Origin of the sequence: Vibrio sp. B183, from assembly GCF_000740665.1 — a bacterium.
Lineage (GTDB): Bacteria > Pseudomonadota > Gammaproteobacteria > Enterobacterales > Vibrionaceae > Vibrio > Vibrio coralliilyticus.
Genome location: NZ_JPQB01000004.1, coordinates 51,296 through 70,943, shown reverse-complemented (window position 1 = coordinate 70,943; position 19,648 = coordinate 51,296). Strand labels below are relative to the sequence as shown.

The window sequence follows — 19,648 nt, the reverse complement described above, 5'->3', positions numbered from 1 at the left end:
GGCGGTCTGTTCTGACTGCTGCCTCTAATTCACAGGTCGAGTATTCATGACACAAGTTTCTCAACCCCATATCGCTTTTTTCGGGGAGTGCATGATTGAGCTGAGCGGCGAACCTCTTCGCAAAGGGTTTGGCGGCGATACGCTCAATACTGCTTTGTATCTGGCGCGCTTAACCGCGCAAGCTGGATTATCGGTTTCTTACGCCACCGGGCTGGGTGAAGACAAGTTATCTCAGCAGCTGTTATTGGCTTGGCAGCAAGAGGGCATTCAAACCCATTTGGTGGAGTGCTTTGCGAACAAATTGCCAGGTCTGTACATGGTGGAAACTGATGCAACGGGCGAACGCAGCTTTATGTATTGGCGCGATAGCGCTGCCGTGAAAGGTTACTTCGCGACTGAGCCTGCCAACAAACTTGAACAGGCGATGATGCAGGGAGAGGTGCAATACGTGTATCTCAGTGGTATCAGCCTTGCCATTCTTGATGACGAGAGTAAAGAACGCCTGATTCAGGAATTAAAGAGCTTTGCTCTGCGCGGTGGCAAAGTCATCTTCGATAACAACTTCCGCCCTCAACTGTGGAACGCGGAACAGGCAAGGCATTGGTATGGCCTGCTATTGCCATTGGTTGATATTGCTCTCATCACAGAAGACGACGATCAGTGTGTCTGGGGCGACGAAGAAAGTGTCGAGCAACGTTGTCAGCGTTTTGGTTGCAGAGAAGTGGTGATCAAGCGAGGCAGTGAGCCTTGCCAGATTATCCGTTTTGATGCAGCGCAGCCCGAGCGTTGTACGGTCGGCGCTGAACGTGTCACTCATGTTGTCGATACTTGTGCCGCTGGCGACTCTTTTGCCGCGGGCTATCTTGCAGGCCGGTTAACGGGTCTAACTCCCGAATCTTCTGCAACGCTAGGCCATCAGCTGGCCGCGACTGTTATTCAATATTCTGGCGCCATCATTCCTCGTGAAGCGATGGCCCATCTGACTCAATAAAATTTTTTGGTAAGCAACATGACTATCGAAATGATCAACAAACTTAAACAATTCAAAGTAATCCCAGTGATTCAAATCAACAGCGTTGAGCAAGCCATTCCGCTTGCCAAAGTGTTAGTTGAAAACGGCCTGCCAGTGGCGGAAGTAACCTTCAGAACTGAAGCGGCCGCAGAGGCGATCAAAGCTATGCGCGAAGCTTACCCTGAAATGTGCATCGGCGCGGGCACGGTGCTCAACGCAGAACAAATCGAACAAGCGCAACAAGCTGGCGCAGAATTTGTCGTAGCACCGGGTCTTAATCCTAATACGGTACGTCGCTGTCAGGAAGTTGGCATGCCAATCGTACCGGGTGTTAACAGCCCGAGTCAGGTTGAGCAAGCGTTAGAACTTGGTCTGAATTTCCTTAAGTTCTTCCCAGCAGAAGCGTCTGGCGGTGTCGCGATGGTTAAGTCGTTACTGGCGCCGTATGTGGATGTCAGCCTGATGCCAACAGGTGGGATCGGAAAGGGTAATGTGAACGACTACCTAGCGATTGATCGCGTTGTTTGTTGTGGTGGCACCTGGATGGTCGCACCAAAGCTGATTGAGAACGAACAATGGGAAGAAATTGGTCAACTGGTTCGTGAAGCGGTCGCGCACGTAGCGTGATGTGAATCGAAAACAATAACGAATAAAAACAAACAGTGGGTGAATACGGATGAAGAAAGCTACATTAGCACTGGTTATTTCTGGTTTAATGGCGGCCCCTATGACAATGGCTATGGCTCCAAACACAGACCTTAATCTGATGCCTTATCCTCAAACAGTGGAATTGGGTGAGGGCAAGGTCGCAATCGACAAATCTTTCAGCATTTACATCAAAGGCTATGATTCTGAACGTGTTCAGTTCAACGCCAAACGAACGGTGGATCGCCTCTATCGTCAGACGGGTTTGCCAATGCTCCACTGGCAGGCTGAGTCGGAAGACAAGGCTACCTTGGTAATTGATATCAGTAAGGCACCGAAAGATGAAGTACAAAACGTTGAGAGTGATGAGTCTTATCAGCTGTCGATCAAAGATGGCCAAATCCGTATTGACTCCGAGCGCCCATACGGCGCTTTACATGGTCTGGAGACGTTTCTACAACTGGTGACCACAGACGCTTCCGGTTACTTTGTACCGAATGTAGAGATCGAGGATGAACCGCGTTTCAAATGGCGTGGTGTCTCTTATGATACTGCGCGTCATTTCATTGAATTGGACGTGATTCTGCGTCAACTTGATGCAATGGCATCCGCGAAGATGAACGTCTTTCACTGGCATATCTGGGATGACCAAGGGATTCGCATTCAGCTCGATAACTACCAGAAACTGTGGCAAGAGACGGCTGATGGTGATTACTACACCAAAGACGAAATCCGTTATGTGGTGAATTACGCGCGCAATCTTGGTATTCGTGTCATTCCTGAAATTTCCCTGCCGGGTCATGCTTCTGCTGTCGCGCATGCCTATCCTGAACTCATGTCTGGCCTTGGTGAGCAATCCTACCCGCAGCAACGTGGCTGGGGTGTGTTTGAACCGCTGATGGATCCAACCAACCCAGAGCTGTACAAGATGTTGGCCAGTGTATTCGATGAAGTGGTTGAACTGTTCCCAGACGAGTATTTCCACATCGGTGGTGATGAGCCGGATTATAGACAGTGGCAAGAAAACCCACGCATTCAGCAGTTTATCGCTGACAACGAGCTGGACGGCGAGCGTGGCCTGCAATCTTACCTCAACACCAAAGTCGAAAAGATGCTTGAAGAGCGTGGTAAGAAGATGACGGGCTGGGATGAGATCTGGCATAAAGATCTGCCTACATCGATTGTTATTCAGAGCTGGCGTGGTCACGACAGCATTGGTCGCGCGGCGAAGCAGGGCTATCAGGGTGTGCTATCCACAGGCTACTATCTGGATCAACCACAACCGACCAGCTACCACTATCGAAATGACCCAATGCCAAGCGGCATCACTGTTGACGACAAGTTGTATCAAGGTGAAAAGTTCGCCACCTACGACTGGGTTAAACCACGCAATAAGGGCGGCCCTCGTAAAGGTAACCTGACCATTATTGAAGCGGCAGACGGTTCATTCAGAGCCTTTACCGACTACAACGGCAAATCACGCCAGGAAGTACATATTCTTGAATACGTACCGGGTGTGAAATTCCGTGGTCACTTCGATAACTTTATGTCGTACACCGAGTTCAACTATGAGTTTGCAGGCGGCAAGCTTAAAGAGGGCAGCTACCAGTTGATTGGTAACGTGCGCTGGCCTGCAACAGGTGAGCTAGTAGCAAGTAGCGACGTGAAAGGCAGCGTGATTCCTGATCCAAACGGTGGCTATCCAGCAGTACTAGAAGGTGATGAGAAGGATCTGATTTTAGGTGGTGAGATTACCGTCTGGGGTGAGAATCTGGATTCAACCACCATCGAACATCGACTGTGGCCTCGTAGCTATGCGATTGCAGAGCGTCTGTGGTCTAGTCAGGAGCTGACCGATGAGCGCAGCATGTATCAGCGCATGAAAGTGATGGATACCTGGTCTGAAATCTCGCTGGGCCTTCGTCATCACGCGGATGCCAACATGATGCTCAAGCGTCTGGCGAATGGTGCTGATGTTGCACCGTTGCAAACGTTGTCGAACTACATCGAACCCGCGCAGTACTACGCACGTCATTGGGAGAAGTGGATCTCCACGCCAAACAAAGGTGACTTGTATAACAAGTACGAGCGTCTAAATCGTTTTGCGGATGCGCTACCGATGGAAAGCCTCACGGTGTACGAGATGAACGATTTGGTTGAAGCGTTCGCTAAAGGTGACACTCTTGCGCTGGATAAGTTAGCGCTTCATTACCAGACTGCCAAGCTTGCGGCGCAGCAGGCAAAACCGATTTTTGCTGCCAATGTGGCATCAGTGGATACCGTGGTGGTGTCAGATGCGACAGTGCGAGTTTCTGAGTTAGCTCTGACTTTGATAGAAGCAGCAAAGCAAGGACAAACACTGCGTGTGAGTGATGTGGCTGAATATCAACGCATCATCGATGATAACGCCATTATTCTTGATGAAACCATTGTGGCGATTGTTAAACCGACCGAGATGTTACTTCACAAACTGGCCAACTAATTGACTTTTGGCATTGCCGTCGACGTATGTTGGCGGCAATGTATTAAGAGTCTAATGTTTTATTTATCTGGTCAATAATGAAAGCAAGTAATCACTTACATTTTTATGTTGGTACCTATACCGACGATCCCAGTCAGAGCCAGGGTATTGCTCAAGTGAGTCTAAACACCTCTTCAGGGGAACTGACGCGACTTGATGATGCCATGGTGATACGCAATCCCTCTTACCTCACTCATACTTCCTCTGGCCTTTATACATTTTCTGAAGTTTCCCGCTCCGACAGCGCTGCTTTGGTGTTTCAGTCGGATGCTCGCTCTGGCGTGTTGGCCATTGAAGGTGACTACCCTTGTCATATTGATGTGGATTGCCAGCAGCGATATGTAGCGGTGGCCAATTATGGTTCCGGAAATGTGAATGTCTACGTGCTGGATGGCGATGGAAAGCCGCTCAAACTCGTCGCGGACCTGTTTGTGGATGGTAAAGGCGCGAACAGTGAGCGTCAGCAATCGCCGCATGCTCATCAGGTGCAGTTTTTAAATCACACACTTCAGTTGGCTGTGGTCGATTTGGGTAGTGATTCGCTGCATCTCTATGACATTGATACACAAAGTGACCAGTTCCAACTTCATCAAACCATCTCACTGCCCTCCGGCTGTGGCCCTAGGCATCTGGTGATGAATGGCGATGAAGACATGGCTTACGTTGTATGCGAGTTAGCGGAAACGCTGATTACGCTGACTAAGGAAGGTAGCCACTGGCGTATGGTAGACCAGTGTGACTTACTGCCCGGCCAGCCAAAAGGAGAGGCTGCCGCAGCGATCAAGCTGTCTTGTGATGAGCGCTTTATCTACGTTTCTTGTCGTCAGCAGAATGCGATTAGCATTTTCGAGTTGGTAGATGGGTTACCTTCGTGGTTAGCGGCGCAAGATTGTCAGGGCCAATTTCCGCGAGACTTTACGTTATCATCTGATGGCAACTGGCTAATTGTTGCCAATCAACATTCTAATAATCTCGCTAGTTACCTACGTTGCCAATCAACAGGGCTCCTCAGCCCGGCAAATTACCAGTGCCAAATTGATGCACCTGTTTGTCTGATTGAGCACTAATATTGAGAATCAAATGAAACAAGTACACCGAATTAACCCGACCAAACGTTGGTCTGACGTGACCGTATTTAACGGTATTGCGCATTTTGTCGAAGTAGCAGAGGGCGATACTTCTGCAGACATGCAAGGTCAGGTTCAGCAGATCTTCGCTCAGGCAGAGCAGATGCTCAGCAGCGTCGACAGTGATAAGTCCCGCATCTTATCAGTCACCATATATGTGACTGATTTTGCTAATTTTGATGCGTTGAACCAAGAGTGGGATAACTGGTTTCCGCCAGGAGCAGCACCGAGCCGTGCATGTGTAAAAGTCGAACTGGCGAATCCCGATCTCTTGGTCGAAATGGCGTTTGTTGCTGCGGCTGGAGAACGCTTTCAGTAGCTTTTCGCCCACCTCATTTTCATCTCCAATCCCCGTCCTATGATGGGGATTTTTTTACCTTCTCTGCTTGGCGCGCAGTCGCATTGCTCATCATAGCGTCGATAAGGTCGTAATGATTTCATTGATGAATGTATTGGCGTTGCTGATGATTTTTGCTGTGAATACCCATCAAAAACTACGTGAATTCCTTAATGTGATAAATGTCACATTTATTTATCTGTAGATCGATCTGTTTAGCCAGTTAAAGGTGAGTAAGTGACTTATTGCTCAATTGAACTGTTAATCGGCAGCTATCCCTTATCTTTCATGGCTTTCTTATGTGGCACGTCAACGGCGTTGTGGGCGATAAGCGGCTGTTCATCAATACGTCAATTTCATTAATGGAAGGTTAGTTTCCAAGTTCGACAGATGAGCTTCAATTTCGATCTAAGCATAATGCGCAGAATGTAACATTGTATTTCGAAGTGTAACAATTAAACCATATAAGCAGCATGGTTTTTAACCGGATTGCTTATTTGATAACCCCACACTTTGCTTTGCGATGCTGCACATGCTGAACACATAAACATTCTAATGACTATAACAACCGGCCTTCAGGCATTGCCCTGCAACCGGACAAACATCGAGAAAGTTAATGGAAGCCTCAAGATATAAACGCATCTTGTCGAGGGGAAGTTTGGTGACCGCCATTCTGCTGCTCTCAGGATGTAATTCTGCTTTGCTTGACCCGAAAGGTGCTATTGGTGTCCAGGAAAAAGAGCTGATTATTACCGCTCTTTTGCTGATGTTGATCGTTGTGATCCCAGTGATTCTGATGACGATTTACTTCGCCTACCGATACCGCGCAACTAACACCGACGAAGAGTACGCGCCTGAATGGGCTCACTCGACCAAGATCGAAGTGGTGGTATGGACGATTCCTATCATCATCATCGCGATTCTTGCCACCATTACATGGCGTTCAACGCACGAACTGGAGCCGTCTAAGCCTCTGGTGAGTGATGTGAAACCCATGACGATTGAAGTGGTGTCACTCGACTGGAAATGGCTGTTCATCTATCCGGAAGAACACATTGCAACGGTTAACTACGTTGCGTTTCCGAAAGATGTCCCGGTCAATTTCAAACTGACGTCAGACAACATTATGAACGCGTTCTTTATCCCACGCCTTGGGACACAGATCTACGCGATGCCGGGCATGGTGACCAAGCTGAACCTGATTGCTAACCATGAAGGCGATTACAAAGGCTTTGCTTCAAACTACAGCGGAAAAGGTTTCTCGCAGATGAAGTTTACTGCGTCCGCTATGCCTGATCGCGCGGCATTCCTGAACTGGGTGCAGAAGGTGAAAGCCAGCCCAAATCGCATCGAAGACTGGGAGCAATTCCGCTCGCTGGCAGCACCAAGTGTCGCTGAGCCAGTCACGCTGTTCTCCAGTGTGCCACCGTTTTTGTTTACTGATGTCGTGACCCAGCATCCTGGTTCAATGAACTGTTTGCCTGAAAACCAAGGACAATCGTAATGTTTGGAAGATTAACTCTCGATTCAATTCCATACCACGAACCCATCATCGTCATCACCTTAGCGATTGTCGCTTTGGTTGGCTTGGCAGTGGTTGTCGCGGTGACCAAAGCAGGGAAATGGCAGTACCTGTGGAACGAGTGGTTTACGTCAGTAGACCACAAAAAACTCGGCTTTATGTACATCGCAGTTGCGATGGTGATGCTTGTGCGCGGATTTGCCGACGCCGTCATGATGCGCAGTCAGCAGTTGCTGTCTTCTGCGGGTGAAGCGGGTTACCTGCCACCTCATCACTATGACCAGATTTTCACCGCGCACGGCGTGATCATGATTTTCTTCGTCGCGATGCCTCTGGTTATCGGCCTGATGAACATCATTGTTCCATTGCAGATCGGTGCTCGTGATGTTGCCTTCCCGTATCTGAACAACCTCAGCTTCTGGTTGTTTATTGTTGGTGTCATCCTGACCAATATGTCACTAGGCTTAGGTGAATTTGGTCGTACTGGCTGGTTAGCGTATCCGCCTCTGTCGGGTATTGATGCTAGCCCAGGAGTTGGGGTCGATTATTGGATATGGGCCTTGCAGATATCCGGTGTCGGTACCACGCTGACGGGTGTGAACTTCTTCGCCACTATCCTGCGTATGCGCACTCCGTCTATGCCAATGATGAAGATGCCAGTTTTCACTTGGGCGTCTCTATGTGCCAACATCCTTATCATCATTTCGTTCCCAATCCTGACAGTGACGATTGCATTGCTGACACTGGATCGATACCTCGGATTCCATTTCTTCACCAATGATCTTGGCGGCAACGTGATGATGTACGTCAACTTGATTTGGGCATGGGGCCACCCAGAGGTGTACATCCTGATCCTGCCAATTTTTGGTGTGTTCTCGGAAGTGACCGCGACCTTCTCTCGCAAGAAGTTGTTTGGTTACACGTCGCTGGTGTGGGCAACGGTAGTGATCACTATTCTGGCGTTTGTCGTATGGCTGCACCACTTCTTCACTATGGGATCGGGTGCGAACGTTAACGCCTTCTTCGGTATCGCAACCATGATCATTTCCATCCCAACCGGGGTGAAGATTTTCAACTGGTTGTTCACCATGTACAAAGGCCGCATTCGCTTTACAACGCCAATGATGTGGACGGTGGGCTTCCTGATCACCTTCTCAGTCGGTGGTATGACTGGCGTACTGATGGCGGTTCCGGGTGCTGACTTTGTTCTTCACAACTCAGTATTCCTGATCGCGCACTTCCATAACGTCATCATCGGTGGTGTGGTGTTTGGTTGTTTTGCGGCAATCACTTACTGGTTCCCGAAAGCGACTGGCTTCACGATGAACGAAGCGTGGGGCAAGCGTGCATTCTATCTTTGGATTGTCGGCTTCCTGATGGCTTTCCTACCACTGTACGCACTGGGCTTTATGGGTATGACTCGTCGCTTGAGCCAAGACATTAACCCAGAGTACTTCCCTCTGCTGGCTGTTGCTGCGGCAGGTACTGCTGTGATTGCGATGGGCGTCGTATGCCAGTTCATCCAGATTTATGTCAGTATCCGTGATCGCGAACAGAATCGTGATCTGACAGGTGACCCATGGGGTGGCCGTACGTTTGAGTGGGCGACGTCTTCACCTCCGCCGTTCTACAACTTCGCGCATTTACCAAAAGGCGACGAACTGGACGCATTCTGGTATCAGAAGCAGAGCGGTGAGTTCGACCCAACCAAAGAAGTGGAATACGAGCGTATCCATATGCCGAAAAACACGCCGACAGGTATTTATGTATCTGCATGGGCACTGGTATTTGGTTTTGCGATGATTTGGTACATCTGGTGGCTGGCAGCAGCGAGTTTCGTTGGCATCATCGTCACCTGTATCCAACACAGCTACAACGATGACGTGGACTACTACGTTGAAGTCGAAGAGATAAAAGCGATTGAAGCTGAGCGCCGTGCTCAGTTTGAAGAAGCAAATAAAAAACCTGTGCAAGATGATAATAAGAAAGACGATCTGGAGGTGACGTATGCAAGCTAACATCGCGTCTCACGCTCATGATCACCACGACACCAGCGGCAACAAGCTGTTCGGTTTCTGGGTTTACCTGATGAGTGACTGCGTACTGTTTGCGACCCTGTTTGCGACTTATGCAGTACTAGAAAGCGGCTCGATTAGCGGGCCGACAGGTAAAGATATTTTCGAACTGCCATTTGTGTTCGTTGAAACCATGCTGCTGCTGTTCAGTAGTATCACGTTTGGCTTTGGCATGATTGCGATGAAACGCAAAGATGTCGCGGGTTTAAAGCGTTGGTTGCAAGTGACTTTCTTGCTTGGGCTTGGCTTTATCGGCATGGAAGTGTACGAGTTCCATCACTTGATTGCTGAGGGCTACGGCCCACAGGCGAGCGCATTTCTTTCTGCGTTCTTCACGCTGGTGGGCACTCACGGCCTGCACGTGACGTTTGGTCTTATCTGGCTGGCTGTGTGCTATCACCAACTGTCGACGAAAGGTCTTAACGACAATATGGCGATGCGCTTTAACTGCCTGAGCCTGTTCTGGCACTTCCTAGACATTGTTTGGATCTGTGTCTTCACCATCGTTTACTTGTTGGGGGTTATGTAATGGAACAACATCTGGAAACGGGAGCGTCGGATTACGTTAAAGGTTTCGTTGCATCTCTGATTTTGACCGTGATTCCGTTCTACTTTGTTTGGACGCAATCACTGCCCGACACGACAACATATGTTCTTCTGTTTGGTTGTGCTCTGGTACAAATCTTTGTGCACTTTAAGTACTTCCTGCATATGGAAGTAAAAACCTCCGATGGTCGCTGGAACCTAGTGTCACTGATGTTTACTGCCATCGTTGTCTTGATTCTTATCGCTGGCTCGGTGTGGATCATCTACAACATGAACGTCAACATGAAGCTGTAGGCCAGAGTATGCTGAAAAGTTATTTGTCTATTACCAAACCGGGCATCATTTTCGGCAACCTGATATCTGTTGCGGCGGGTTTTTTCCTTGCCGCAAAAACAGAGCACGCAAGTCTGAACTTGTTACTGGCGACACTCGCTGGTGTCGGGCTTGTGATTGCTTCAGGCTGCGTAGTGAACAACATCTTTGATCGAGACATCGACCAAAAGATGAAGCGCACTCAAAATCGAGAAACGGTCAAAGGTAACATCAATATCGATGTTGCGTTTGTCTATGCCTTGGTGATGCTACTCAGCGGGACCGCCTTGTTGTTTCAGCTCGCCAATCCGCTATCGGCAGTGGTAGTGCTTTTGGGCTACGTGTTTTACGTGTTTTTCTACACCATGTGGTACAAGCGTACGTCTGTGTACGGCACGTTAGTGGGTAGCATTTCCGGTGCAGTGCCACCTCTGGTGGGCTATCTGGCGGTAACAAACTACATCAGCCTTGAGGCCATTCTGCTGTTTACCATGTTCTGCTTATGGCAAATGCCGCACTCGTACGCGATTGCGATGTTCCGTATGCAAGATTACCGTGACGCGGGCATTCCAGTTTTGCCAGTGAAAGAAGGCATCAACAAAGCTCATCGCCATATGAAGGCATATGTTGCGGCTTTTGGTGCCGTCTCACTGGCTCTATTCCTATTGGGAGAGGCTGGCTATGAATACCTAGCGGTTGCCGCTGTTGTGTGCTTTATGTGGACGCAGGTGACGTTTCGCAAGGTTGACTACAGCAATTACGTCCAATGGTCGAAGTCGGTGTTTAAAGTCTCTCTGCTGGTGGTGATGAGCATCAGTGGCGTGCTGGGTCTGGAGCTGATTCCACTACCCATCTAACGAGTTAAGCGCTCCTTCCTGAATCTGCTAAGCCGATAACGGTTTTATGCCTGAGATATCCGATACCGGCATGTTTGTGTAAGCAGAGAAAGGACGGGGCGCTTTTTTAGTTCCCATAAGTAGATAACAAGTATTTTTTGATCTTTAGTATCGTATTTATACTCGCTCGTGCCGCCATCAGAGTAGTATCCAGAAAAACCATCTAAGTTCTTGTCCCGAGATATGTTCTTTTCACGTATAAGTGAGCCATTGTCAAACTTGTACAGATAAGAAGTATATTGAGTCCCTTTTATATCGAAGTGGTTTATGTCCCAGGTTATTTGAACTAAAAGGTACGGGTTGTTTCTTAGGGATATTTCATCCATACCGTTGAAAATCGGCGGTCCTCCTTCAACAGTATATTCGTCTACTTTGGTGGTTTTACTTCCGGTAGTGATTGACAGAACATAGGGAGCGTACTCGTGATCTTGTTCGGAAATATCAATCCTATCCCCCTGCTCTGTCACCAATGTGGCAATTGAGAAAGCTGGGAATGCAGCTGCCATAGCTAATGCTACTAGTGTGTTTTTTATTTTCATTATTATTGAAAACTCGATCCAAAATGAGGAGTAAATGGTTTTGATACTTCTTTACCTTCATTACACATAGATATCTTGCTTATTTTTCTACGATACTATCTTTAAGGTTTTCGATTTCAAGATAATTATATACTCTCTCAGGAACTTTATTAGATTGATTATGTTTCCTCATTAGGTTGTAATAAATCAAATAATTTCTTTTCGCAAGTTTGTGTTTTTTTAATTCTTGATACGAATCAGCAAGGTTAAGGTAGGCGACAGTTCTATTAGGAACAATGGCTGTTAGTTTTTCTAGAATATCGATCGAAAGTTTATGATATCCACCCTTAGATAGATAATAAGCTATATTATTATAATGGACTTGGTTTTCCTTTTTTATAGGGTATAGATCATACAAATTTAAACCTTTCTTCAATCCAAGATAAATTATAGTCGGAATCTACATAGATGTGGCAATATTTATTGAATCCTTTGTCATTCTCCAGAAACAAAAGAGGTTCTAAGTCAGACACCGATGCACCCTCTAATAATATGTTAGTGTTCTTCTGACATTTTTTAGTTATTGAAAAGATACCATCTGATACATAACTTATATAAGATTTTGTTTTTCTTACTATAAATTCATTGTTTTCATACGAGATGTATATTTCAAACTGTCCAGAGAAACTATTACCTTTATTAACTATGGTGAATCCATCTGAGCTGGGTTTTATTTCCTTTAAAGTACTATACCCATCGATAGTAAAGTTACTAGCTTTGAGAACAAGAATGTTACCCTTGTAGATAAACAGGGAAGTATCAATAGGGTTGGTTTTTATCATGAATGATGAATTTGCAAAGCTCACATTAAAATACTCATCTTCAAAAGCTAAAGATGAGTTAATGAAAAGTAAGTGAAATATTGCTAATATCAAATAGTTTGACTTCATTATTCATCACACTTTTTAAGTCTCAATATACCTTTATCGATAGGTAAGGAAGAAACAGGTAGATTAATCCTATTTCCATCTGAATCGATGAGACCAAACCAGTTAAACGCTATTCCATTTTCTGTTTGGCTGATTTTTGCAATTGGATATGTAGCATCTATAGTATCAAATGGTATATCAAAGCCTCCTAGCCCGATATCTGACGAGCTGTAATACAGGTGATAACTATCATCATGGTTTAGGACTCTGGCTTTGATATATACTTGATTGCTGGCCACTTCAATCACTGCTTCTTCATTCTTAATTGATACTTCCCCAAATGGCTCATGAAAAGCCCCACATTCTAATGAATAATACCCATCAAAATTTTCACTTACTATTGAGTTAGATATGAGAGTGACTACAACTAGTGATTTCATCCGTTTCAAACCTAGAATATATACTTGAGTATTTCTGATTTTTATATTATATCTATAAAAAATTTAAATAACTATTTTTATAGTGATGTTTTGAAAAGGTTTAATCTGGCATAATTTCAAACCAGAATAATATAACAAGGTGGTGGAAACATGGACATCTTTAATATTGTGGAGGTCAAATGTTTGTTCCCAACACCATTACCGATTATAGCGATATTTCCTTATAATAGAAATTCAATCTCATTTTACAAGATTCATTACTCTCGCTGTATAACTTATTATTTATTTGGCAACTTTTTTCTATATAGTCATTCCATGATTTCATCGGCTGATCTAAGGGCTTGATATTGTTTTCTTGACTGTAAATTAAATAGGCTAACTCAACATTATTATTTTCTATATAGTCAAATTCAACCAACCTTGCCTTTGTGACCCATGAATTACATTCGGCGATTAAATATTTTGTCATTACATCAGTAATTGGTTCTCCGTTAGGGAAAAACTCTTCTACAGAACAAGCTTGAGTCTTGTAATTTATCCATTCTAGTTGAGAGCTTTTAAATTCCTCGTCTAATTCGGAATCGCTTAGCTTATTCTTGATGATTTTGTATCGGTTATTGAGTTCAGTATCATATTCTTTATACTCTGATTCACGTTGCTTTAGTTTTTCTACATAATTGTCGGAAAAGTCATACATCTGATAAGATAGTGAATAACCAGAATATGTAATAAACAATAAAGGTAATAATTTCATTCTTGAAAACATTTACAGTCACCATAATCATCAAACATTTTTGCTTCAAATTCCCTACGAGATATTAAGCCTGATAGGCCTTTTCCTTCCCATAGTCGTTTCATACTCCTTATATCATTAGAAATCAAATTGACTTTATTTTCTTGTAAATGTTTAGCTATATCTCTCATTTCCTTTCTGTTAGACCATGATTTCCTATTTGTTGGGCTACCAAAACTATGACCTCTATTTATAACAAGAGAAAGCAAAGCTCCTTGACAATGAGGGTGTAGCTTTATTGATTCTGGGTAGCTATCGACGACGCTTAAAACATATCGCTTTTTCATTATCCAAGCGAGATTCTTTGCTTCAGTAATGTCAATTGTGATATTGCTAACCTCTGAAAGAAATGAACGAGCAATATCACCTTTTTTCCCCAGTACTTTTATCAGTGTTTGAGTTTTACTTTCTCCTAAAACTGAAGTGAGTTCTTTTAATGCAGTCCCTCTATCTTGGTGACCCAAGTCGTAACCATAACCAATAGTAATGCCACTTTCATCTGAGTTTTCAGGGACATATGGCTTAGGTTCGTACTTTTCAATTTCCAAAATTTTATCGAAAGTTAGCTTGGATATTCTCGCAACTCCCTTACTCGTTCCAACTGTGTAGAAGTTGGAAATGTTACATTTAGGTTTTAATGTGCATGATTTTAGTAATACGGAAAAAGGCCAATAATGCCAGACACTTTTATCGTCTGGGAGCGTAATCTTGCTTTGGGTGTCTTGCATCCAAGAAAACTTATCCGCTCTTTCTAGTTCATGCTGTGAGAATATTTCGTGATGGTTCATGACCTCACTACGCCAAGGTGACTCTAGATAGTCCTTTTCAGAAACAAAACCTGTCATGTACTTTTCATCCATCACTTCTTTGGCGAGTTGATGAATCATAGAATAGCTATCTTTAGTGACGTCTGTATACCAGTCAGAAGGGTGCTTTGCGATAACGCGCTCAAAGTGTTTACGTTTGTTTTCTAAGTAAACCTTGGCTTCTCTTGGTTTGAATGCCGAGAAATCAATCTCTTCACCTTTGGATAGCTCTTCGAGCAGTTGGCTGTAGAATGAATTGGATACGCTCAGAGCGCCATCACTCCCACTGCCGTCAATGGTGATAAGGGGGCTTTCTTCTGCATTTTTTGGGGCAATATTTTTTAAGAAAAACTCAGGCGGTTTTTCTATGGAAAATAGCTCTATGTGGACTCGGTTGTCTTCTTTCTTGGTGGCGTGGGCATCGTTACTGTACTCGTGAAGCCCCATATAGCCCAGTTCATCCCCCGCTTTCACTTCGATAGCGCCAAAGTCGATGTTGAGTGGTAAGGGGAGGCCCAGTGTTACGACGCTGCCATCGCGCAATGAGGCGGCATTTTTAGACATCCACTCTGGCTCAGAGACAGGCTCAGGGACCATCACAGAAGTGTCGTTAAGAATATCGAAATCGCTGTCTTTACCCGCCGCAAACCAGACGATTTTGCCTTTCATTTGTTTTTCGCTAGATGAAGGGGAGTCACCTAATTGAACAACGCGGCACTTAATCATCTTATAAGTGTGATCCCCAATTTCAAATTTTACCGTTTCTTGCTCTTCTGCATGCAAATACTCCAAAACCGTACCGCTTGACATAGAGACTTTGCTTTCCACTTGCCCTCTTTTAGGATCACCACCAAGTTTAAACGTTCGGACGTTCCACCCATCGTCAACCAACTTATAACGAGTCGTCAGCGATGAATTCGCCCCGATATCGGATGGCGGAGCAAGATGCATGTAGAGAGAGTACAGTTTAAAGACTTCGTCATCTTTCTCAGGGTTTTTGTATTCATGTTCCAGTAGAACGAAGTTGTTACTGTATTTGAGCTCTTGGTCTTTGTATGTGGTGGTTTGATAGTCAGCGTGAATACGATAAGCGACAATTTTCCCGTCCATCATTGCCTGGATAGGTCTTAATCCTTTACCCCAAGGCACCATCTTGGACGTCAAGTGGACACCACTGTGCCAACCATAACCTTGCCCTAGGAGGTAACGACCGCTCTTAACTTGGTCGAACAGTTTAGTGAAATCACTAAGTGTATGATAGGGCTCGCCATTTCTTTGTGTTATAGGAAAAACTGCATCCATGAGGTCATACCTTAATCTGAGAAAACGTCGTCAAAGACAATGAAAGAAGGACGGTTGAGGTTGTTGGCTTTGGTGTAGACAACGGCGTTGATTTCACCTGAGTTCGTTGCGAAACCTGATTGACCCGTGACATTCACTATGGTGCCAATCGCCATGCCTGAAATGGTTAAAAGCTTATCGTTAGTCTGGGTGAGGATTTCACTGAAGACATCAGGAAGCGCACGAGACATCACTTTCATGCCATCTCGATAGCCTTGAACGCCTTCTTGAACTGCAGTCAGAGAGCGAGCCTCAGCTTGTGCCTGAATAAACTCTAATCGCATGTCCAATGCAGCAATCAAGTCATCAATAAAGCCACAAAGCTGTTGGTTGATGAGTGTCCAAAGAACCAGTTGAAGGTGCTGTATGGTATTACCTGTACCCAACAAACGTAGCTTGGCAAGCAGTTCAGAAGGCGGGTCCAGAAGATCGGCCTGGAACAGGATGCGCAGGATATCGCCGTTCTCATGCACTTTCTCGAAAAGGAGTTCAAGTAGAGATTCGTACTTTTCTAGTGATTCAAGATCTTTCTGAATGTGGAAAAGGGATGAAACGAAAGACTCGGAGAAATCGTTAGAATGATTTTTGCTGACGACATGGGGTGACAAGATTCGGCTTTGTTCGTAGACCATAGCTTTGAAATCATCATCGCTAAAAGAAGGTGAGAGCAAGATGCCCCAGTCATTGGCAACACCGACTTTGTCTTCCCAAAACGGCGCTCTTCTTCCCGCAACAAAAGTACAAAAGTCATGAGAATCTTCGTATGTTTCTGTTGGGGCGTTTTCTGGCAAGGTTGCGTTCGGGGTATAGGTGTCTGCGGTCTCTTTTAGCACCAAAATACACTCTTTTAGAGGTAAGCCGCTGACGGTGCCACAACCTGTTGCATCCAGTACACCTGCACCAATTGGGCCACCGCCTGACTCTCTCAGTTCAAATGGTGCATTCGCGTAAGGCTGTCCATTGGGGTATTTGCAAGTAAGTTCGAGTGTGTAGGTGCCTTCCTGATCCTCAGTGACAGAGACGGAAGGGTTTTGTACACCACCAAGGCACATGGTGTTGGCCATATTCATGGTCATCTGGTCCGTCAGGCGACAAACACCAATCCCTTCCATTGTGACGGTTGGAGAAGCAGAGATAAATTCAGCTTCGGACTCAATCGTGCCAGATGACACGCCTTTTTTATCACCACCAGCATCACCAGTACTTGCTGCAAATTTGCTGCCTTTGATCGCAATACTATTACCACCATCCATAGATACCGTTGTGGTTCCGCCGACAAGATCTGCCGACTTCGCATTGTTACCATATGGAATTGGTACAACGGAATTACCTACTGTCGTCAAACAAACGTCGGGTAGAGTTGCATTTGCTTCCCCTCCCGATCCCTTGTGAACCACGCTCAGCCCATTTGCGCAAACTGTGACACCCATGATGTAACCTGAATCAACAAAAAAGATAAGCAATGATATAAAATAAAGCGCACATCAATCTAACCAAAAGGTTAGTTAAAATGAATGGTTTACCGTTCTAAATGACTAAATTGAAAGGTTTTGGCTGAATGTCTCACAAAAAGGTAGGGTCCACACTGTGGAGCTCGTCAATACTGGGGGCCGCATGACATGTAGACGATCGAATGTTAACGTTCGATTAATAGTTTTTCAATATATGTTTTATTTTATTTAAACGAGATGTGAATATGATTACAGCGTTGGCGATCAATAATTATCGTTCGATTCTAAATCTGGTTATTCCACTAGGCAGATTGAATGTGATAACGGGCGCCAATGGCACCGGTAAATCCAACTTGTATAAAGCACTTCGTTTGTTGGCGGATACAGCGCAAGGTGGTGTGGTGTCTGCGCTCGCGACTGAAGGTGGCCTAGATTCAACTTTCTGGGCGGGGCCGGAAAAGATAACCAACTCGATGAAGCGAGGCGAACATGCCATTGAAGCGACAGTAAGGCAGAAGGTCAAACGCCTCAAGCTTGGCTTTGCCACTGAAGAGTTCAGCTACGCGATTTCATTAGGTTTACCAGCGCCGACGATGTCAATGTTTGGCTTTGACCCAGAGATTAAACGTGAATGTATTTGGAATGGTCCGTTGTATCGACCAGCCAGTGCACTTATTGACCGAAATGGGCCCGCGATTAAAGCGCGTGAAGGCCGAAAATGGCAAGTCATTTCAAGCCACATCGCCACTTATCATAGCCTGTTTGATCAAATTGCCGACCCAATGGCAACGCCAGAGGCGTTTATGTTGCGGGAAACGATTCGCGGCTGGCGCTTCTACGATCATTTCAGAACTGACAAAGATGCCCCCGCCAGACAACCTCAACTTGGGACTCGTACTCCGGTTTTACATCATGACGGCCGCGATCTGGCCGCTGCTTTACAGACCATTATCGAAATTGGTGACAAAGAGGTACTTTATAAAGCAATCGACTATGCGTTTCCCGGCGCCAGCATCCGTATTGTGAATCAGGTTGATGGTCGATTCTCGTTGGAGTTTTCCCAGCATGGTTTGCTCCGACCATTGAGTGGTGCTGAGTTGTCAGATGGGACTTTACGTTACTTGCTGTGGGTGGCCGCTCTTCTTACGCCTCGACCACCAAGCTTGATGATTCTTAATGAGCCAGAAACCAGTCTTCATCCAGATTTGTTGCCTGCTTTAGCGCGTCTAATTTCTCACGCGGCCGAGAATACTCAGGTCTGGGTTGTGTCTCATGCTCCACGTTTGATTGCGGCGTTGGCTGAGCATCCAGAATGCAATGCTATTCAGCTAGACAAGGAGTTTGGTCAGACGATTATTCCGGGTTTGGACCCTCTTTCATCTCCAAATTGGTACTGGCCTGATTCTTAAACAGAAAAAATCTCAGTGTATTTTTTCTCCCTAAAAAGGAGATTAAATTATGGTCTATGCACCTCTCGTTAAACGCCAATCGCGACTAAACTCAAAGTTACGTTCAATGAAAAGCGGTCTTTGCGGGAGGGCATAATGACAACCCAGAACATTCAGCACTTTTTTCATCCTGAATCCGGTAGCTTGAGTTATGTAGTGGCAGATTCGGACACCAATGAGGCGATAGTGATTGATCCTGTTGCTGATTATGATGAGGAAAACTGTAAGATCAGTTTTGAATCCGCGCAGCAAATCATTGACCACGTTGAACAAAATCAACTTCATGTCACCGCGATTCTTGAAACACATATTCATGCTGATCATTTGTCGGGTTCGTTCTACCTCAGCAAAGTACTACAAGCGCCAATCTACATTTCTGATCATGTCAAAGAGGTATACGCTAGCTGCAAGGATGATTTGTCACTTACCGATCTTTATCATTTTGAGCATTTCCTGCTGGAAAATGAACAACTGGATTTTGGTCATTCTCATATTGAAGTATTAGAAACTCCCGGTCATCCACCATCTGATCTTACCTTTAAAATTGGTGATGCATTATTCGTGGGTGATTCACATCTTCATTCTGGAGAAGGGGATTCGGCTAAAGATAGCGACCCGACATTTGAGTCATTATCTAAGATATATGAACTCAAAGACTCGACCGAAGTGTACCTGTGTCATAACGAACCAAGCAGCCCAGATGAGTTGGTTTATAAGACGACGCTTGGTGATGAATTGCACGATCAGGGCTCTGTTCATCAGCCTAGCGCGAGAAATCCAAAGCTGCCGACCCCGAAACTGATCAGCTCCGCGTTAGAATATAACCTTACTGCGATGAGGCCACATATGTAGATGGAATTGCCTCCATCTTATTGACTTTATTGCGTATTAAAATTCATCACCAGATAACATTGATGTCATGAATGCTG

18 protein-coding genes are annotated in these 19,648 nt (G+C 45.4%); 12 read left to right on the top strand and 6 right to left on the bottom strand.

Translation table 11 applies throughout. The features are described 5' to 3' along the window. Nucleotides 1–46: 46 nt before the first annotated feature. The 10 genes from IX95_RS03325 to cyoE all read left to right on the top strand — a co-directional run bounded on the left by IX95_RS03325 (nt 47) and on the right by cyoE (nt 10,954). Nucleotides 47–991 (top strand): sugar kinase, encoded by a 945-nt coding sequence (locus IX95_RS03325; RefSeq protein ID WP_038156828.1) that lies wholly within the window; start codon nt 47–49, stop codon nt 989–991. 18 nt (nt 992–1,009) lie between these two features. Then, the gene (locus IX95_RS03320) at nt 1,010–1,639 is read left to right on the top strand and encodes a bifunctional 4-hydroxy-2-oxoglutarate aldolase/2-dehydro-3-deoxy-phosphogluconate aldolase (protein WP_038156826.1); all 630 of its coding nucleotides are present in this window, start codon (nt 1,010–1,012) and stop codon (nt 1,637–1,639) included. Between the two features lie 49 nt (nt 1,640–1,688). Then, nucleotides 1,689–4,139 (top strand): beta-N-acetylhexosaminidase, encoded by a 2,451-nt coding sequence (locus tag IX95_RS03315; protein ID WP_038156823.1) that lies wholly within the window; start codon nt 1,689–1,691, stop codon nt 4,137–4,139. 77 nt (nt 4,140–4,216) lie between these two features. Next, complete coding sequence (locus tag IX95_RS03310) at nt 4,217–5,245, top strand: lactonase family protein (protein WP_038156820.1); 1,029 nt, start codon at nt 4,217–4,219, stop codon at nt 5,243–5,245. A gap of 13 nt (nt 5,246–5,258) precedes the next feature. Beyond that, nucleotides 5,259–5,624 (top strand): RidA family protein, encoded by a 366-nt coding sequence (locus IX95_RS03305; protein ID WP_038156817.1) that lies wholly within the window; start codon nt 5,259–5,261, stop codon nt 5,622–5,624. Between the two features lie 634 nt (nt 5,625–6,258). Beyond that, entirely contained in the window at nt 6,259–7,146 is an 888-nt protein-coding gene (cyoA, locus tag IX95_RS03300; protein WP_081885397.1) for a ubiquinol oxidase subunit II, read from the top strand. Next, entirely contained in the window at nt 7,146–9,182 is a 2,037-nt protein-coding gene (gene cyoB / locus IX95_RS03295) for a cytochrome o ubiquinol oxidase subunit I (protein ID WP_019275229.1), read from the top strand. Before cyoA ends, cyoB begins: the two co-directional genes overlap by 1 nt. After that, nucleotides 9,172–9,768: a cytochrome o ubiquinol oxidase subunit III gene (gene cyoC / locus IX95_RS03290; RefSeq protein ID WP_021455231.1), complete on the top strand. Its 597-nt coding sequence runs from the start codon at nt 9,172–9,174 to the stop codon at nt 9,766–9,768. Before cyoB ends, cyoC begins: the two co-directional genes overlap by 11 nt. After that, the gene (cyoD, locus tag IX95_RS03285) at nt 9,768–10,079 is read left to right on the top strand and encodes a cytochrome o ubiquinol oxidase subunit IV (protein WP_038156814.1); all 312 of its coding nucleotides are present in this window, start codon (nt 9,768–9,770) and stop codon (nt 10,077–10,079) included. The genes cyoC and cyoD overlap by 1 nt, the downstream gene beginning before the upstream one ends. Nucleotides 10,080–10,087: 8 nt before the next feature. Next, nucleotides 10,088–10,954 carry a heme o synthase gene (gene cyoE / locus IX95_RS03280; protein WP_006961882.1) on the top strand — a complete coding sequence of 289 codons (867 nt, stop codon included), beginning with the start codon at nt 10,088–10,090 and terminating at the stop codon, nt 10,952–10,954. Nucleotides 10,955–10,998: 44 nt separating this feature from the next. Here the strand turns inward: cyoE and IX95_RS03275 are convergent, their stop codons facing one another. From IX95_RS03275 to IX95_RS03245, 6 genes are all read right to left on the bottom strand, one after another. Further along, nucleotides 10,999–11,499 (bottom strand): hypothetical protein, encoded by a 501-nt coding sequence (locus tag IX95_RS03275; RefSeq protein ID WP_152561996.1) that lies wholly within the window; start codon nt 11,497–11,499, stop codon nt 10,999–11,001. A 422-nt stretch (nt 11,500–11,921) separates the two neighbouring features. Then, nucleotides 11,922–12,461, bottom strand: a complete 540-nt coding sequence (locus IX95_RS03265; RefSeq protein WP_038156810.1) for a hypothetical protein — start codon at nt 12,459–12,461, stop codon at nt 11,922–11,924. After that, nucleotides 12,461–12,880 carry a hypothetical protein gene (locus tag IX95_RS03260; RefSeq protein ID WP_038156807.1) on the bottom strand — a complete coding sequence of 140 codons (420 nt, stop codon included), beginning with the start codon at nt 12,878–12,880 and terminating at the stop codon, nt 12,461–12,463. The genes IX95_RS03265 and IX95_RS03260 overlap by 1 nt, the downstream gene beginning before the upstream one ends. 205 nt (nt 12,881–13,085) lie before the next feature. Then, entirely contained in the window at nt 13,086–13,646 is a 561-nt protein-coding gene (locus tag IX95_RS03255) for a lysozyme inhibitor LprI family protein (RefSeq protein ID WP_038156804.1), read from the bottom strand. Continuing rightward, the gene (locus IX95_RS03250; RefSeq protein ID WP_152561995.1) at nt 13,631–15,781 is read right to left on the bottom strand and encodes a hypothetical protein; all 2,151 of its coding nucleotides are present in this window, start codon (nt 15,779–15,781) and stop codon (nt 13,631–13,633) included. Before IX95_RS03250 ends, IX95_RS03255 begins: the two co-directional genes overlap by 16 nt. 11 nt (nt 15,782–15,792) lie before the next feature. After that, on the bottom strand, nt 15,793–17,250 hold the full coding sequence (locus IX95_RS03245) for a DUF4150 domain-containing protein (RefSeq protein ID WP_038156802.1): 1,458 nt from the start codon (nt 17,248–17,250) through the stop codon (nt 15,793–15,795). 266 nt (nt 17,251–17,516) lie between these two features. On the opposite strand from IX95_RS03245, the gene IX95_RS03240 reads away from it, so the two are divergent. Both IX95_RS03240 and IX95_RS03235 read left to right on the top strand, forming a co-directional pair. Beyond that, entirely contained in the window at nt 17,517–18,680 is a 1,164-nt protein-coding gene (locus IX95_RS03240) for an AAA family ATPase (protein ID WP_038156799.1), read from the top strand. Between the two features lie 135 nt (nt 18,681–18,815). After that, complete coding sequence (locus tag IX95_RS03235; protein ID WP_006961876.1) at nt 18,816–19,571, top strand: MBL fold metallo-hydrolase; 756 nt, start codon at nt 18,816–18,818, stop codon at nt 19,569–19,571. Nucleotides 19,572–19,648 lie beyond the last annotated feature (77 nt).

Coding starts and splice junctions, on each gene's coding strand:
- IX95_RS03325 (WP_038156828.1), top strand. CDS start 47: ATGACACAAGTTTCTCAACCCCATATCGCTTTTTTCGGGGAGTGCATG.
- IX95_RS03320 (WP_038156826.1), top strand. CDS start 1,010: ATGACTATCGAAATGATCAACAAACTTAAACAATTCAAAGTAATCCCA.
- IX95_RS03315 (WP_038156823.1), top strand. CDS start 1,689: ATGAAGAAAGCTACATTAGCACTGGTTATTTCTGGTTTAATGGCGGCC.
- IX95_RS03310 (WP_038156820.1), top strand. CDS start 4,217: ATGAAAGCAAGTAATCACTTACATTTTTATGTTGGTACCTATACCGAC.
- IX95_RS03305 (WP_038156817.1), top strand. CDS start 5,259: ATGAAACAAGTACACCGAATTAACCCGACCAAACGTTGGTCTGACGTG.
- cyoA (WP_081885397.1), top strand. CDS start 6,259: ATGGAAGCCTCAAGATATAAACGCATCTTGTCGAGGGGAAGTTTGGTG.
- cyoB (WP_019275229.1), top strand. CDS start 7,146: ATGTTTGGAAGATTAACTCTCGATTCAATTCCATACCACGAACCCATC.
- cyoC (WP_021455231.1), top strand. CDS start 9,172: ATGCAAGCTAACATCGCGTCTCACGCTCATGATCACCACGACACCAGC.
- cyoD (WP_038156814.1), top strand. CDS start 9,768: ATGGAACAACATCTGGAAACGGGAGCGTCGGATTACGTTAAAGGTTTC.
- cyoE (WP_006961882.1), top strand. CDS start 10,088: ATGCTGAAAAGTTATTTGTCTATTACCAAACCGGGCATCATTTTCGGC.
- IX95_RS03275 (WP_152561996.1), bottom strand. CDS start 11,499: ATGGCAGCTGCATTCCCAGCTTTCTCAATTGCCACATTGGTGACAGAG.
- IX95_RS03265 (WP_038156810.1), bottom strand. CDS start 12,461: ATGAAGTCAAACTATTTGATATTAGCAATATTTCACTTACTTTTCATT.
- IX95_RS03260 (WP_038156807.1), bottom strand. CDS start 12,880: ATGAAATCACTAGTTGTAGTCACTCTCATATCTAACTCAATAGTAAGT.
- IX95_RS03255 (WP_038156804.1), bottom strand. CDS start 13,646: ATGTTTTCAAGAATGAAATTATTACCTTTATTGTTTATTACATATTCT.
- IX95_RS03250 (WP_152561995.1), bottom strand. CDS start 15,781: ATGGATGCAGTTTTTCCTATAACACAAAGAAATGGCGAGCCCTATCAT.
- IX95_RS03245 (WP_038156802.1), bottom strand. CDS start 17,250: ATGGGTGTCACAGTTTGCGCAAATGGGCTGAGCGTGGTTCACAAGGGA.
- IX95_RS03240 (WP_038156799.1), top strand. CDS start 17,517: ATGATTACAGCGTTGGCGATCAATAATTATCGTTCGATTCTAAATCTG.
- IX95_RS03235 (WP_006961876.1), top strand. CDS start 18,816: ATGACAACCCAGAACATTCAGCACTTTTTTCATCCTGAATCCGGTAGC.